This window comes from Rouxiella sp. T17, assembly GCF_036663475.1.
Classification (GTDB): domain Bacteria; phylum Pseudomonadota; class Gammaproteobacteria; order Enterobacterales; family Enterobacteriaceae; genus Rouxiella.
Map to the genome: position 1 here is coordinate 69,289 of NZ_JAWUEA010000007.1, position 15,366 is coordinate 84,654.

Annotated in this window: 16 protein-coding genes; 10 read left to right on the top strand and 6 right to left on the bottom strand. The window is 53.3% G+C overall.

The annotated features are described in order from the left end of the window. Window position 1: 1 nt before the first annotated feature. Window positions 2–928: an ADP-glyceromanno-heptose 6-epimerase gene (rfaD, locus tag SC206_RS01620; RefSeq protein ID WP_332733525.1), complete on the bottom strand. Its 927-nt coding sequence runs from the start codon at window positions 926–928 to the stop codon at window positions 2–4. 241 nt (window positions 929–1,169) lie between these two features. Here rfaD and SC206_RS01625 point away from each other — a divergent pair, with 241 nt between their 5' ends. Next, window positions 1,170–2,366 carry a glycine C-acetyltransferase gene (locus SC206_RS01625; protein ID WP_332733527.1) on the top strand — a complete coding sequence of 399 codons (1,197 nt, stop codon included), beginning with the start codon at window positions 1,170–1,172 and terminating at the stop codon, window positions 2,364–2,366. 34 nt (window positions 2,367–2,400) lie between these two features. After that, window positions 2,401–3,423 (top strand): L-threonine 3-dehydrogenase, encoded by a 1,023-nt coding sequence (tdh, locus tag SC206_RS01630; protein ID WP_332733529.1) that lies wholly within the window; start codon window positions 2,401–2,403, stop codon window positions 3,421–3,423. Here tdh and SC206_RS01635 read toward each other — a convergent pair. Both SC206_RS01635 and envC read right to left on the bottom strand, forming a co-directional pair. Further along, entirely contained in the window at window positions 3,407–4,441 is a 1,035-nt protein-coding gene (locus SC206_RS01635; protein ID WP_332733531.1) for a divergent polysaccharide deacetylase family protein, read from the bottom strand. The two genes, tdh and SC206_RS01635, sit on opposite strands and share 17 nt — an antisense overlap. Before the next feature lie 2 nt (window positions 4,442–4,443). After that, window positions 4,444–5,679: a murein hydrolase activator EnvC gene (gene envC, locus SC206_RS01640; RefSeq protein ID WP_442976026.1), complete on the bottom strand. Its 1,236-nt coding sequence runs from the start codon at window positions 5,677–5,679 to the stop codon at window positions 4,444–4,446. Window positions 5,680–6,032: 353 nt separating this feature from the next. Here envC and SC206_RS01645 point away from each other — a divergent pair, with 353 nt between their 5' ends. From SC206_RS01645 to cysE, 5 genes are all read left to right on the top strand, one after another. After that, window positions 6,033–6,464, top strand: coding sequence for a rhodanese-like domain-containing protein (locus tag SC206_RS01645; RefSeq protein WP_332733533.1), 432 nt, complete (start codon window positions 6,033–6,035; stop codon window positions 6,462–6,464). 104 nt (window positions 6,465–6,568) lie between these two features. Beyond that, window positions 6,569–6,817: a glutaredoxin 3 gene (gene grxC, locus SC206_RS01650; RefSeq protein ID WP_332733535.1), complete on the top strand. Its 249-nt coding sequence runs from the start codon at window positions 6,569–6,571 to the stop codon at window positions 6,815–6,817. Between the two features lie 119 nt (window positions 6,818–6,936). Then, entirely contained in the window at window positions 6,937–7,407 is a 471-nt protein-coding gene (gene secB / locus SC206_RS01655) for a protein-export chaperone SecB (RefSeq protein ID WP_332733537.1), read from the top strand. Continuing rightward, window positions 7,407–8,426 carry an NAD(P)H-dependent glycerol-3-phosphate dehydrogenase gene (gene gpsA, locus SC206_RS01660; RefSeq protein WP_332733539.1) on the top strand — a complete coding sequence of 340 codons (1,020 nt, stop codon included), beginning with the start codon at window positions 7,407–7,409 and terminating at the stop codon, window positions 8,424–8,426. Before secB ends, gpsA begins: the two co-directional genes overlap by 1 nt. 127 nt (window positions 8,427–8,553) lie before the next feature. Then, window positions 8,554–9,372, top strand: a complete 819-nt coding sequence (gene cysE / locus SC206_RS01665) for a serine O-acetyltransferase (RefSeq protein WP_332733627.1) — start codon at window positions 8,554–8,556, stop codon at window positions 9,370–9,372. Between the two features lie 77 nt (window positions 9,373–9,449). Here the strand turns inward: cysE and trmL are convergent, their stop codons facing one another. Genes trmL through cpxR form a run of 3 tightly spaced genes read right to left on the bottom strand, consistent with a single transcriptional unit; the run spans window position 9,450 to window position 12,042 of the window. Beyond that, window positions 9,450–9,923, bottom strand: a complete 474-nt coding sequence (gene trmL, locus SC206_RS01670; RefSeq protein WP_332733541.1) for a tRNA (uridine(34)/cytosine(34)/5-carboxymethylaminomethyluridine(34)-2'-O)-methyltransferase TrmL — start codon at window positions 9,921–9,923, stop codon at window positions 9,450–9,452. Window positions 9,924–9,970: 47 nt separating this feature from the next. Then, window positions 9,971–11,341 carry an envelope stress sensor histidine kinase CpxA gene (cpxA, locus tag SC206_RS01675; protein WP_332733543.1) on the bottom strand — a complete coding sequence of 457 codons (1,371 nt, stop codon included), beginning with the start codon at window positions 11,339–11,341 and terminating at the stop codon, window positions 9,971–9,973. Next, window positions 11,338–12,042 carry an envelope stress response regulator transcription factor CpxR gene (gene cpxR / locus SC206_RS01680; RefSeq protein WP_332733545.1) on the bottom strand — a complete coding sequence of 235 codons (705 nt, stop codon included), beginning with the start codon at window positions 12,040–12,042 and terminating at the stop codon, window positions 11,338–11,340. Before cpxR ends, cpxA begins: the two co-directional genes overlap by 4 nt. A gap of 150 nt (window positions 12,043–12,192) precedes the next feature. Here cpxR and cpxP point away from each other — a divergent pair, with 150 nt between their 5' ends. The 3 genes from cpxP (at window position 12,193) to SC206_RS01695 (ending at window position 15,364) form a co-directional block, all read left to right on the top strand. Further along, complete coding sequence (cpxP, locus tag SC206_RS01685; RefSeq protein ID WP_332733547.1) at window positions 12,193–12,675, top strand: cell-envelope stress modulator CpxP; 483 nt, start codon at window positions 12,193–12,195, stop codon at window positions 12,673–12,675. A gap of 513 nt (window positions 12,676–13,188) precedes the next feature. Next, entirely contained in the window at window positions 13,189–14,151 is a 963-nt protein-coding gene (gene pfkA / locus SC206_RS01690; RefSeq protein ID WP_332733549.1) for a 6-phosphofructokinase, read from the top strand. A 223-nt stretch (window positions 14,152–14,374) separates the two neighbouring features. Beyond that, the gene (locus tag SC206_RS01695; protein ID WP_332733552.1) at window positions 14,375–15,364 is read left to right on the top strand and encodes a sulfate ABC transporter substrate-binding protein; all 990 of its coding nucleotides are present in this window, start codon (window positions 14,375–14,377) and stop codon (window positions 15,362–15,364) included. Window positions 15,365–15,366: the final 2 nt, after the last annotated feature.

Genomic DNA, 15,366 nt, shown 5'->3' on the forward strand with positions numbered 1-15,366 from the left:
CTTAACGATTTAGCCAGCTCATGTACTCGCCCACGCCTTCAGCGACAGTTTTAAACGGCTTGTCATAGCCCGCTGCACGCAGCGCCGTCATGTCTGCCTGAGTGAAGGACTGGTAGCGGCCTTTCAGTTTTTCAGGGAAAGGAATGGTCTCGACGGAACCGGTTTTGTGGAAATCAAGCACGGCATCGGCCACGGCCTGGAAGGATTCGGAACGGCCGGTGCCGCAGTTGAAGATGCCGGATTTACCGTTTTGCCAGAACCACAGGTTGACTGCCGCCACGTCGCCGACGTAGATAAAGTCGCGTTTGAAACCTTCGCTACCGGCAAACAGCTTTGGATTCTCGCCCGCTTTGATCTGATTGTTCAGATGGAAGGCGACGCTCGCCATGCTGCCCTTGTGGCCTTCGCGTGGTCCGTAAACGTTGAAGTAACGGAAACCGGTAATCTGCGATTCGGCTTCTGGCAGGATTTCGCGCACGTACTGGTCAAACAGGAACTTGGAGTAGCCGTAAACGTTGAGCGGCTGCTCGTATTTGCGGTCTTCAATGAAGCTGGTGTTCTGGCTGCCGTAGGTCGCGGCGGACGAGGCATACAGGAACGGAATCGAGCGATCGAGGCAGTAATGCAGGATATCTTTGGAATACTGATAGTTGTTATCCATCATGTACTTGCCGTCCCACTCGGTGGTGGAAGAGCAGGCGCCCTGATGGAATACGGCATCGATGTCGCCTAAGTCATCACCGGCAACGATGCTGGCAATAAATTCTTCTTTATCTATGTAATCTGCGATATCCAGGTCGACAAGATTGACAAATTTAGTGCCATCTTTAAGGTTATCAACCACTAAAATATCGCGATATCCCATATCATTGAGCGATTTAATAATATTGCTGCCGATAAAACCAGCACCGCCAGTGACGATAATCATGGGAATCACCTTAATAAAATGTGTTGACCGGGCACCATGCCCAATCTGTCAGTTAGGCCTATCATAACACTTCATCCGCTTGCTCACATTGGTAAGCTATCTGATTAGTCACAGTTAGCTAAAGCGCTGTTGCGCCCGTGACATATGCTGCAAAATTGACATTTACCCGCCCGTTTCCTCGTTATTATCCCGCCTAGTTAGTAGTCTCTGTGTTGAAAGCCTCATTTCAGGAGATTATCTGATGTCTGCTTCATTTTATGGTCGATTGCAGGACGAACTCACTCAGGCGCGCGCGGAAGGCCTTTTTAAACAGGAACGCATTCTGACGTCGGCGCAGCAGGCGCACGTGACGCTGGCCGACGGAAGCCGCGCCGTGAACTTTTGCGCCAACAACTATCTCGGGCTGGCCAATCATCCGCAGGTCATTGACGCCGCCACCTCCGGCATGACGGAACACGGTTTTGGCATGGCGTCGGTGCGTTTTATTTGCGGCACGCAGGCTATCCACAAGATGCTCGAACAGCGGCTGGCCGAGTTTCTCGGCATGGAAGACGCCATCCTTTATTCCTCTTGTTTCGACGCCAACGGCGGTTTGTTTGAAACGCTGCTGGGCGAAGAGGACGCGATTATTTCCGACACCCTAAATCACGCCTCGATCATTGACGGCATTCGGCTATGCAAGGCGAAACGTTTTCGCTACGCCAACAATGACATGCGCGAGCTTCGCCACTGTCTCGAGCAGGCGAAAGCCGCCGGCGCGCGGCATATTCTGGTCGCCACCGATGGCGTATTTTCGATGGATGGCGTTATCGCCAACCTGCGCGGCATCTGCGATTTAGCCGAAGAATTTGACGCGCTAGTGATGGTCGATGATTCCCACGCGGTGGGTTTTGTGGGCGAAGAAGGGCGCGGCAGCCACGAATATTGCGAGGTGATGGGCCGCGTCGACATCATCACCGGCACATTGGGCAAGGCGATGGGCGGCGCGTCGGGCGGTTACACGGCGGCGCGCAAAGAGGTGGTCGAATGGCTGCGCCAGCGCTCGCGACCTTATCTGTTTTCCAACTCGCTCGCGCCGTCGATCGTCTGCGCGTCACTCGAAGTGTTAACCCTGCTTGAACAAAGCGGCGAGCTGCGTAAAAAGCTGCTGCGCAATGCCCAACTGTTTCGCGAAAAAATGACCCAGGCCGGATTCACGCTGGCCGGCGCCGATCACGCGATTATTCCGGTGATGCTCGGCGATGCCCAGCTGGCGCAGGAGTTTGCCGCTGGATTACAGCAGCAGGGCATTTTCGCCACCGCGTTTTTCTATCCGGTGGTGCCTCGTGGACAGGCGCGAATCCGCACTCAGATGTCAGCGGCGCACAGCGAAGAAGATATTGAACGGGCGGTCGCCGCCTTTATTACGACCGGAAAAGCGCTGGGCGTGCTGGCCTGAGCGCCGTCAATGTGAAACACATCAAGGAGCGTTTATGAAAGCATTGGCCAAGCTGTTTCCAAAACAGGGCATCTGGATGACCGACGCGCCGCGCCCTGAAATCGGACACAACGATATTCTGATAAAAATCCGGAAAACGGCGATTTGCGGCACGGATGTACACATCTATAACTGGGACGAATGGTCGCAAAAAACCATTCCCGTGCCGATGGTGGTCGGCCACGAATATGTCGGCGAAGTGGTTGAAATTGGTCAGGAAGTCAAAGGGTTTGCGCTCGGCGATCGCGTGTCGGGAGAAGGGCACATCACCTGCGGACACTGTCGAAACTGCCGTGGCGGTCGCACTCATCTTTGCCGCAATACGCAGGGCGTGGGCGTCAATCGTCCCGGCGCGTTTGCCGAGTATCTGGTGATCCCGGCGTTTAACGCGTTTAAAATCCCAGACAATATTTCCGACGATTTGGCCGCCATTTTCGACCCGTTGGGCAACGCCGTACACACCGCGCTGTCGTTTGATTTGGTCGGCGAAGACGTGCTGGTCTGTGGCGCGGGGCCGATAGGCATTATGGCCGCCGCGATTTGCCGCCACGTCGGCGCGCGTCACGTGGTCATTACCGACATGAACGAGTATCGCCTCGAGTTGGCGCGCAAATTTGGCGTCACCCGCGCGGTAAACGTCAGCAAGCAGAATCTCACCAATGTCATGAGCGAATTAGGCATGACGGAAGGCTTTGACGTCGGATTGGAGATGTCCGGCGCGCCACCGGCTTTTCGCACGATGTTAAACGCCATGAATCACGGCGGTCGCATCGCGCTGTTAGGCATTCCACCGGCGGATATGTCGATCGACTGGAATCAGGTGATTTTCAAGGGGCTGTTTATCAAAGGGATTTACGGGCGGGAGATGTTTGAAACCTGGTACAAAATGGCGGCGCTGGTGCAATCGGGGCTGGATCTCACCCCGCTGATCACTCACCATTTTGCTATCGATGACTTCCAGCGGGGCTTCGACGCCATGCGTTCCGGCCAGTCAGGCAAGGTTATTTTGGACTGGTAGGCACGTTTGTACTGACCGGCGCGTTTAGATTAGCAGGCGCGTTTGGACTGACCGGCGCGTTTGGATTAGCAGGCGCGTTGCCCCAATCCGTCCATTGCCTTTCAATAAAGTTAACCACCGACGATTGACTCAGGCTTTCGCCGATAACGCTAAACATCGCACCCGCGTAAACTGGCGCAATCGGCTGCTTGGCGTTGCAGGTCAGCACGCCTTTAAACTTCGGCTTGGCCGGTTTTACAGGTTTTGGCGGTTTCACCGGCGCAGGCATCGGAACCGGATTCGGGTTATGACTCACCTGAGCATTCAGCAAATCGCTTGGGCGAACCAGCTGAATATCCGAAGGTAAATTCGCCAGCTCCTGTGAAATCACTGCCACCGTGCTCGGATGCGGGTGACCAATGGCGATGGCGAAACCGTTACGTCGCGCCAACGCAACCGCGCGCTGGAACTGATGGCGAATTTCAGCGTCATTCTGCACGTCATCCAAAAAGACGTTACGTTTAATAACTTTAACTGACGTGCCCTGTGCGGCCTGAACCGATTTGGTGCCCGCGATGGTCATGCTGTCGAGGAAAAACAGCCGATGCGGCGCCATCGCCTGAATGACATTTTGCATGCCGGTCAGGCTGGAGGTCATCTTGCTGCCCTGATGATTATTAATGCCAACCGCGTAAGGAATATTGGCAATCGCCTGATCCACAATACGTTTTACTTCCTGCGCGCTCATGTCGGGCGTCAGGGTGTTTTTCTCGAGCGGCTGTTTGCTGATAGGCTCCATCGGCAGATGGATCAGGATCTCGCGACCCTGCTGGTGGGCTTTTTCCATCATTTGGTGCGAATCAGGCGCATTGGGGAAAATTGCCACCGAGACGTTGATCGGCATTTTCAGCACCTGATTTTCGTTTTGCGCCCGATAACCGAAATCATCAAACAGAATCGCCAGTTTGGCGGCCTGAACGTTCAGCGTGAACACCAGCGCACCACATAACGTCGCTAAACGTCTTTTTTTATATCGCAAAGTTATCTTCCCAACCACGGCTGTGGGTTAACGGCCTGACCCTGCCGACGGATTTCGAAGTACAGGGACGGCTGACCTTGTCCACCGCTGGTACCCACCTGTGCGATAGGCTGACCGGCTTTCACCTGATCGCCCACGTTCACCAGTGCGCTCTGGTTGTAGCCGTACAGGCTCATGTCGCCCTTGCCGTGATCGACCACGACGACCAGCCCGTAACCCTGCAACCAGTCTGCCAGCAGCACGCGTCCATCGGCGATGGCTCTGACATCGCTGCCCTCGCGGGCGGAAATGACTATACCTTTATAACGAAGCTCACCCTGCAGCTCTTCCCCGAAGCGATGCTGTACCGCGCCGCGCACCGGCCAGATATCTTGTCCGGCTGGACGGCCAAGACCGCCCGTGCGCGACACCAGCGACTGTTCGCTCTGCGTAGGTTTGTAGGTTGAACCTTTGGATTTTGCCTGTTGCTCTTTGGCTTTCACGGCCGCGGCTTCACGGGCCTCTTTCTCGGCGCGCGCGCGGGCGGCACGTTCGGCGGCGGCAATTTTATCTTGCAGACGCGTCTGGTTGGCACGCAGCTCGACCAGACTTGCTTCATCTTTATGTAACGAAGACTCGAGCGAGGTCAGCGTCTTCTGACGTGCTCCACGCGCCTGCTCAAGATTTTTTTGCTGAGTTTGCTGCTCTGAAAGCGCAGATTTTTGCTGCACCTGCTTGGACTGCAACGTCACGCGCTGCGAAGCCAGATCGCTGCGGGTCTTTTTCAGGTCGTCGATATTCTGCTGACGTTCCTGATTGAGATAGCTGAAGTAGGCCAGAATGCGCTCGCTGCGCTGGCTCTCTTCGCCACTGAGGATCAGCTGTAATCCGCTCTGCTTGCCCATTCTGAAGGCGGCATCGAGCTGTTTTGCCAAGATAGCTTCCTGACTTTGCTGCTGTTTTTGCAGTTTATCAATAGAGGCGTTCAGGCTGGAAATGTCTTTGTTTAAACGGGAGAGAGTCAGCTGACTGTCGCGCAGCTTGCGGCTGGCGGCGGCGATGATTTTTTCCTGGGACTGGAGCTGGTCGAGCAGAGTTCCGCGTTGAAGCTTTTGAGCCTTAACGCTTTTTTCTTTTTCGGCGATGCTTTGCTGAATGTTTTTGAGTTGGTCCTTATTATCATCCGCGAAACTGTACCGCGGCTGAACCAGCAACGCACCGCAGACGAGCAGTGCCGAACCGGAAAGAACTTTTCTCATCAAACTGAAATAGATAGATTTGCTCAAACTTTTTTCCGCTTGTCGTCCCAGAATGATAGACCTTCTGATCCCTAATGGCTTTTATCCTAACACTAATCAACAACATGATGCGAAAACAAAAAATCGTGCCACTATCATTCAAGATAGCGCGTTACAGGCTGCCTGCCAGTGAATAAACGGTAATTGAATGAAACGAAATATCCGCCGTTTTATTTGTCTGCCTACCCTTGATTTTTTCGGGATGTGCCGCAGTTTATGATGATACGCCGCGCATTCGGGCTGTATTTGCGTAAGACGCAGGGTATACTCGTGAGCCTTGAATTTCCCCTAACTGTCGGGAGTTGTTACACCCCATGCAAGATATTATGCCATTCGTTAGCGCGCACCCAGTTTTAAGCCTGGCGTGGGTTGCTCTGCTGATTGCCGTGATTTTCACTACAATTAGAGCACGTTTCTCAAAAGTTAAAGAGATTACCCGCGGTGAAGCAACACGTCTGATCAATAAAGAAGAAGCGGTTGTTGTCGACGTTCGCGCGCGTGAAGAGTTCCGTAAAGGACATATTTCGACTTCGCTAAACGTGCTTAGCGCAGACATTAAAAGCAACAATCTGGGCGACCTTGCCAAGCACAAGGCGCAGCCGGTTATTGTTGTTTGTGCCAACGGCCAGACTGCGCGTTTAGCCGCAGAAGGTCTGGTTAATGCCGGTTTTGAACGCGTATTCAGCCTGAAAGAAGGCATTGCAGGCTGGAGCGGCGAGAATCTGCCACTGGCGCGCGGAAAGTAATAGCGAGACGTTACAGCAAAAAGTTAACGTAATAGCGGTTTGCTTCAAGATTCAAAAATAGCAGTAAAGAACACTCTTTATCCTAACTGATTCCGAGGTGCGTTATGGCTAAGATTGAAATGTACACCAAAGCGACTTGTCCTTTTTGCCATCGTGCCAAAGCCCTGCTGAACAGCAAGGGTGCGGCCTTTGAAGAAATTGCCATCGACGGTGACGCAGCAAAGCGTGAAGTCATGATCGAGCGCAGTGGCCGCACGACCGTGCCTCAAGTCTTTATCGACGGCAAACACATTGGTGGCTGCGACGATTTACAGGCACTTGACGCCCGTGGTGGTCTCGACGCTCTGCTGTAATTTCCGTCTCTTTACGTTCTTTGCGAAAGATAAAAGAACAGCAAAGAGATCAGGACAGCGCAGTCGTGCATGAAAGCGGATGTTTTAAAGGATTATATTAACTTAAGGGTACTATTTTCATGTCAGAACAGAACAACACAGAGATGACTTTCCAGATCCAGCGTATCTACACCAAAGACATCTCTTTTGAAGCTCCAAATGCACCACAGGTTTTCCAGAAAGAGTGGGAACCCGAGATTAAACTGGACCTGGACACGGCGTCCAACCAGCTGGCTGAAGGCGTGTTTGAAGTTGTCCTGCGCGTGACCGTAACCGCGTCTGTAGGTGACGAGACGGCATTCCTGTGTGAAGTTCAGCAGGGCGGCATCTTCTCCATCGAAGGCATTGATGGTACGCAGATGGCGCATTGTCTGGGTGCATACTGCCCGAACATTCTGTTCCCTTATGCGCGTGAGTGCATCACCAGCCTGGTTTCACGCGGTACTTTCCCGCAGCTTAATCTGGCACCGGTTAACTTTGACGCTCTGTTCATGAATTATCTGCAACAGCAGTCAGAAACCGAAGGTGCACAGCCACATCAGGATGCCTGATGAAAACTGTCAATGCTTCAATGACCGTTATCGGTGCCGGCTCGTACGGCACCGCTTTAGCGATTACCCTTGCCAGAAATGGCCACCCGGTTGTGCTGTGGGGGCATAACGCTGCGCATATTCACGCGCTGGACGCCGCCCGCTGCAATCAGGCATTCCTTCCCGATGTGACCTTTCCCGATACGCTGATCCTCGAAACCGACCTTGCTACGGCAATTGCGGCCAGCCGCGACGTGCTGGTGGTGGTGCCGAGTCACGTTTTCGGCGATGTTCTACGACAAATCAAACCGTTTTTGCGCGCCGATGCCCGCATTGTCTGGGCGACCAAAGGTCTGGAAGCCGAGACCGGTCGGTTGTTGCAAGATGTCGCACGCGAAGAGTTAGGTGACGCTATTCCGCTGGCGGTAGTTTCCGGGCCGACCTTTGCCAAAGAGCTTGCCGCAGGCATGCCGACGGCGATTGCGCTGGCGTCAACGGATGCGCAGTTTGGTGAAGATCTCCAGCAATTGCTGCACTGCGGCAAAAGCTTCCGCGTTTACAGCAATCCCGATTTTATTGGCGTGCAGCTCGGCGGCGCGGTGAAAAACGTCATCGCTATCGGCGCGGGCATGTCAGACGGCATCGGTTTTGGTGCCAACGCGCGAACAGCATTAATTACCCGTGGACTGGCCGAAATGAGCCGTTTGGGCTCGGCGTTAGGCGCTTCGCCTTCAACGTTTATGGGCATGGCAGGGTTGGGCGATTTGGTGTTAACCTGCACCGATAATCAGTCACGCAACCGCCGTTTCGGTATTATGCTTGGCGAAGGCCTCGACGTGCAGAGCGCTCAAGACAAAATTGGTCAGGTGGTTGAAGGTTATCGCAATACCAAGGAAGTTCGCGCGCTGGCACAACGTTTCAACGTTGAAATGCCGATTACCGAACAGATTTTCCAGGTGTTGTATAACGGCAAAGACGCGCGCGAAGCGGCAATCAGCCTGCTGGCACGCGCCAGCAAAGATGAGTCCGGCAGCCGCTGATTTATGGCGTCGAGCTGATTGTTGTAAAACGAAATAACTGTAAAAACTTGCCCGCCAGTGAGTGTTGCTGGCTGGCCTGCTATTCTCTGTTGCAGACCTTTATTTAATTAAGCGGTAAGGATGAATGATGTCGTCAGAAGAGTTGGAACTAGTCTGGAATAACATAAAATCAGAAGCGCGCGCGCTGGCTGAGTGTGAACCAATGCTGGCGAGCTTTTTCCATGCGACATTACTCAAGCACGAGAATCTGGGCAGCGCGCTGAGCTACATTTTGGCGAACAAGCTGGGCAGCCCGATTATGCCGCCTATCGCTATCCGTGAAGTGGTTGAAGAAGCCTATCGTAACGACGAGCAGATGACCCTTTCTGCCGCCCGCGACATTCTCGCCGTTCACTCGCGCGATGCCGCCGTCGACAAATATTCTACGCCGCTGCTGTACCTGAAAGGTTTTCACGCGCTTCAGGCCTATCGCATCGGTAACTGGCTGTGGAAGCAGGACCGACAGGCGCTGGCGGTCTATTTCCAGAATCAGATTTCCGTCACCTTCGGCGTGGATATTCACCCCGCCGCGCGCATTGGCTGCGGGATCATGCTCGATCACGCGACCGGTATCGTGATCGGTGAAACCGCCGTAGTTGAAAACGACGTCTCGATCTTACAGTCGGTTACGCTGGGCGGGACGGGTAAAACCGTGGGCGATCGCCATCCAAAAATCCGTGAAGGCGTGATGATTGGTGCGGGGGCTAAAATTCTGGGTAACATTGAAGTGGGCGCAGGCGCAAAAATCGGTGCGAATTCCGTGGTGCTGCAATCTGTGCCGCCACACGTGACTGCGGCAGGCGTGCCGGCCAGAATAGTAGGGCGTCCTGAAAGCGAAAAACCGGCGATGGACATGAACCAGTACTTCAACGGTGCTCACGGGTTCGAGTTCGGCGATGGCATTTGATGCGTTAACGTATAACGGCATGCGATCGCCTGCCGTTTCTGTTTTACTTCCTACTTTTACTGCCTGTTTCCCCGCTTTTATTCCCTGAGCAGCGCGCCCGGATAACCCAGCTGACGCCACGCTTCGTACACCACGACGGAAACAGCGTTCGATAAATTCATGCTGCGGCTGTCGGGTTGCATCGGAATGCGGATCTTTTGCTGCGGCGGCAGGTTGTCGAGAATAATTGGCGGCAGGCCACGGCTTTCAGGGCCAAACACTAAATAGTCATTGTCGCGATAAGAGACGGCGCTGTGCGCGGGCGTGCCTTTTGTGGTCAACGCAAAAATCCGTTCAGGCTTCTCGCTTTCCAGAAAAGCTTCATAGTTATCATGATGTTTGATGTTGGTGAACTCATGATAATCCAGCCCCGCGCGGCGCAGACGTTTGTCGTCCCAGGCAAAGCCCATCGGTTTGATCAGGTGTAATTGACAGCCGGTATTGGCACACAGCCGAATAATATTGCCGGTGTTAGGTGGGATTTCTGGTTCGAATAAAACGATGTTAAGCATGCGGTCTGCGCCCCTCTGTCTCATGAGGGACGCAGAATAGCAGAATCTTAGCGCTGCTGCAGCGGCAGCCAGATAATCAGCCGTAAACCACCCAGCGGGCTGTTTTCGGCTCTTACCCAGCCACGATGCTGCTGCACCGCCGTTTCGACTATCGCAAGCCCGAGGCCCGTGCCGCCCGATTCACGATCGCGCGCCTCATCGGTGCGATAAAACGGACGGAAAATCTGCTCGCGATCTTCCTCGCTCACGCCCGGACCGTCGTCATCAACCATAATGGTGATGCCGTCGCCATCCGCCGTAAAGTTAACCGCAATGTGATGATGCGAATAACGCAGGGCGTTACGGACGATATTTTCTAGTGCGCTGTCGAGGGCGTTCGGATTGCCAATCAGTTTCCACGCGCCCGGAGGTGCAGTCACTTCCAGCGTTTTTCCCATCTGTTCGGCTTCAAATTGTGCATTATCGATGACATCTGCCCAAAGTTCGTTGGCCTTGAGATGTTCGCGCGTCAGCTCGTTTTTATGCTGACTGCGGGAAAGCACCAGCAAATCGTTGATCATGCCATCAAGCCGCTGCGCTTCCATTTCAATGCGTTGCAGCTCTTTGCCTTCGCCATGACGGCGACGCATCAGCGCGGTCGCCAATTGCAGGCGAGTCAGCGGCGTGCGCAGCTCGTGCGAAATATCGGAAATCAGCCGCTGCTGCGCCGTGACCATTCTTTCGAGCGCGCTAACCATCTGATTAAAGCTCTGGCCGGTAGCCAAAAACTCCTGCGGGCCGGATTCAAGCTCGGGATGCTGCTTGAGATTACCGCGCGCCACGTCGTCGGCGGCGTTTTTCAGCTGACGTGCCGGTTTGGCGAGGCTCCAGGCCAGCCAAAGCAGCAGCGGGGCGCTGATTAACATCGTGACGATAAGCAACAGCAATGGACGGTCAAACATCAGGTTGATGAAATCTGACTGCGCGCTGCCTGCCGGACGAATCAAATAAAGCTGATAGTTGTCTTCACCGTCGCGCACGGCAAACGGTCCGACCATCTCGACGCGGCCATATTTCTTTTTCTTCGGTCGGTCGGAGTTATCGGATTGGCCGATAAAGTTACGCACGATCTGCATTTCATTGCGCTGCGCGCCAATAACACGGCCTTCGCTGGTCACCAGCAGCAGACGCTGGCCCGGCGGTGCCCATTTGTCGATCGCGCGAAACAGCCTGCGCCACCACATCAAGTCATTGGCCGGATCGCCCGCCAGCTCGGCTTCGACATGCTGTTCAATCATCAGTCCCTGACGCTGCTCACTGTCGAGCAGCGGCGTAAGCTGACGTGAGTCGAGCTTCGGGACCATCAAAACCAGCATAAGAACCAGCGCGAGGGTAAACCAGAAAATGGCAAAAATACGCGCGGTAAGGCTGTTTATCATGTAGCAGATACCATCAGATAGCCGCGGCCACGCAGCGTTTTGAACCACGGATGGCCATCTTTGCGATCGGGCAATTTACGGCGCAGATTGGAAATGTGCATGTCGATGGCGCGATCGAAAGGCGTCAGGCGTTTGCCCAGCACTTCCTGGCTAAGATGTTCGCGTGACACCACCTGACCCAAATGTTTGGCCAGCAGATAGAGCAGGGTGAATTCGGTGCCGGTGAGATCCAGCGCCTGACCCGCGAAGCTCGCTTCCTGACGGCCCGGATTCAGCTGTAAACCGTCAACTTCTAACGTCGGAGAGCTGGTGGTTTCACCGCCGTTTTGCTGCTGCTCGCTCCAGTTAGAACGGCGCAGCATGGCGCGAATACGGGCAACCAGCTCGCGGTCGTTAAACGGTTTTGGCAAATAGTCGTCAGCGCCAAGTTCGAGACCCAGCACTTTATCCAGCTCGCTGCCGCGCGCTGTGAGCATAATCACCGGCGTCTGGTGACGCTGGCGTAATTCTTTGAGCGTCTCGATGCCATTTTTCTTTGGCATCATCACGTCGAGCAGCAACAGGCCGATGCTGTTGTCCAGTTTTTCGAGCGCCTGTTCGCCGTCGTAGGCAACCACCACGCTAAAGCCTTCAATCTCTAACAGTTCTTTCAAAAGTGAAGTCAGTTCACGATCGTCATCAACTAACAAAATCTTATTCATTGTAATTACCTCTAGACGCAAAATACGTCATCAATTGCCGCTATTCCATGACTTTACGTAGTTTTACAAGCACTGACGCTAGTTTGCAGCTCCAGGGTTAGACTGCTTTTCAATGATTCGCGTAATGCGAAAAAATTATAGGAGTTCGTGATGTGTAAGGTAGCTGCAATGGTTATGGCCTCAATGCTGTCACTTAGTTCAAGTGTAGCCTTAGCCGACAGCACAAAACCGATGCCTGCAGATACTTTAGCTCATGATGGCAATATGTTGGATAGACGTAACACTATGTTCGATGGAATTAATTTAACCGAACAGCAACGCCAGCAAATGCGCGACCTCATGCATCAGGCTCGAAAAGACTCGCCGCAGATTAATTTGCAGCAGATGGAAACCATGCACGACCTAGTGACCGCCAAGAATTTTGATCAGGCCGCCGTCCGCGCTCAGGCGGAAAAAATCGCTCAGGAGCAGGTAGACCGACAGGTAGAAATGGCCCGTATTCGGAACCTGATGTTTAACCTTCTCACGCCTCAGCAGAAAGAGGTGTTGAACCAGAAGCATCAGCAGCGGATGCAGCAATTAGCCTCGCAGATTTCCGGCGTACAGCCTTCTGTTCAGCAGGTTTCGCCTTAAGGTCAGTTAAGCCTTAGATCGTAAGTAAATAGAGTTAAACCGGTATCCCCAGCAGTCTGCACCAAAAGCACCACTCTTTTCCTTGCCATAGACACCATCCCTGTCTTCCCCACCGAAAGGTGGGGCTTTTTTCTTCCGTCAGACATTCAGATAAAAACATCGCCCCATTAAATGTAACGGATTTGTTGCATTATCAGTCAGATGTCATAGCGAACAATGCTATCCTTAACCATTGCGGCGCAAAGAGTGACAAAACTCGGTGTTTCTCAAAGAACTTAAAAACTCATCTAAGGTTTGTCACGCTCCCCTTGTATAATCGGGGACTGAAAAATTAAAGCGTTGAACAAAGCTGAATTAACGATGACAGGTGACCTGAATCAATTCAGTTTAAGCATTTTGTTATATGATTTGAGCATTCAGACGACCAACCGGAAAATCTGACCTGATGGCTCCGGTAGAGCGGGTCTGCTCAAGAATTCTTAAGAAATTGCATCTAAAAGTTCAGAGGTAGTCATGATCAAGAAAATCGGTGTACTGACAAGTGGTGGCGACGCCCCCGGCATGAATGCGGCGATACGTGGCGTTGTTCGCGCAGCACTTACTGAGGGCCTGGAGGTCTTCGGAATCTACGACGGCTACCTTGGACTTTATGAAGATCGCATGAAGCAGCTCGATCGCTACAGCGTTTCAGATGTGATTAACCGTGGCGGCACCTTTTTAGGCTCGGCGCGTTTCCCTGAGTTCCGCGACGAAGCCGTGCGTGGTAAAGCCATCGAAAACATGAAAAACCGCGGCATCGATGCGCTGGTGGTTATCGGCGGTGACGGCTCTTATATGGGCGCCAAGCGCCTGACTGAAATGGGCTTCCCGTGCATCGGCTTGCCGGGCACCATCGATAACGACGTTGCGGGCACCGATTACACGATTGGTTATTTCACCGCGCTCGAAACTGTCGTTGAAGCGATTGACCGCCTGCGCGACACTTCGTCTTCGCATCAGCGAATCTCCATCGTCGAAGTCATGGGCCGTTACTGCGGCGACCTGACCCTCTCTGCGGCCATCGCGGGCGGCTGCGAATTTATCGTCATCCCTGAAGTCGAGTTCAATCGCGACGACCTGGTTGAAGAGATCAAAGCGGGTATCGCCAAAGGCAAAAAGCACGCCATCGTGGCGATTACCGAACACATCTGCGACATCGGCGATTTAGCACGTCACATCGAAACCGAAACCCGTCGCGAAACCCGTCCGACCGTGTTGGGCCATATTCAGCGCGGCGGTGCGCCTTGCGCCTTCGACCGAATTCTGGCTTCACGCATGGGCGCGTACTCCATTGAATTGCTGCTTCAGGGCTACGGCGGTCGCTGCGTCGGCGTGCAGAATGAAAAGCTGGTCCACCACGATATTATTGACGCCATCGAAAACATGAAGCGTCCGTTTAAAACTGAAATGTGGGAAACCGCGAAAAAGCTCTACTAATTCGCCCCGAATGACTTAGACAAACTTTCATTTTGAAAACATAAAGCCTTCATTAGTGGAGGCTTTTTTTTGACCAAAATCCGTATATTTCGAAATGGAATAGAAAGAAATTTTTTAGTCTTTAATTGTTGCCGTGTTCTCTGGCACGCTTTATCCCACTGATTCTATGAATCAATCCAAACACGAATTCATCTTATTTAGAATAATTTCTGGGAGAAGTGCGATGCGTAAATTGGGAGTAGGGCTGGCATTACTGTTGGTCACCGCCGGTGCAATGGCAAAAGATATCCAGATTTTGAACGTTTCCTATGACCCAACGCGCGAACTTTATCAGGATTATAATAAAGTCTTCAGTAAATACTGGCTGGCAAAAACCGGCGACAACGTGACGATTCGCCAGTCGCACGGCGGTTCCGGCTCTCAGGCAACCTCCGTGATTAACGGCATCGATGCCGACGTAGTGACGCTGGCGTTGCAGTCCGACGTTGATGCCATCGCTGAACGCGGCCGCATCAATAAAGATTGGGAAGCCCGCCTGCCGGACAACTCCGCGCCTTACACCTCAACCATCGTGTTCCTGGTGCGCAAAGGCAATCCAAAAGGCATTCACGATTGGAATGACCTGATCAAGCCGGGCGTTTCCGTAATTACGCCGAACCCGAAATCTTCGGGCGGCGCGCGCTGGAACTATCTGGCCGCTTGGGGTTACGCGTTGCATCACAACAACAACGATCAGGCGAAAGCCAAAGAGTATCTGAAAGCGTTGTTTAAAAATGTGGAAGTTCAGGACTCTGGCGCGCGTGGCGCAACCAATACTTTCGTTGAACGTGGCATCGGCGACGTGCTGATTTCATGGGAAAACGACGCGATTCTGGCTGACCAGAAGCTGGGCAAAGGCAAGTTTGAAGTGGTCTATCCAAGCGAATCGATTCTGGCCGAACCAAGCGTTTCCGTGGTTGATAAAGTGGTCGACAAGCGCGGAACGCGCGACGTGGCCGACGCCTACTTGAAATACCTTTATACGCCGGAAGGCCAGACAGTCGCTGCGCGTAACTACTATCGTCCGCGCGACCCTGCGGTTGCCAAGCAGTTTGCTTCGCAGTTCCCTCAGCTGAAACTCTATACCGTTCAGCAGGTTGCTGGTGGCTGGACCGCCGCGCAGAAAGATCACTTTGCCAACGGCGGCATCTACGACCAGGTAAACCAGCGTTAATC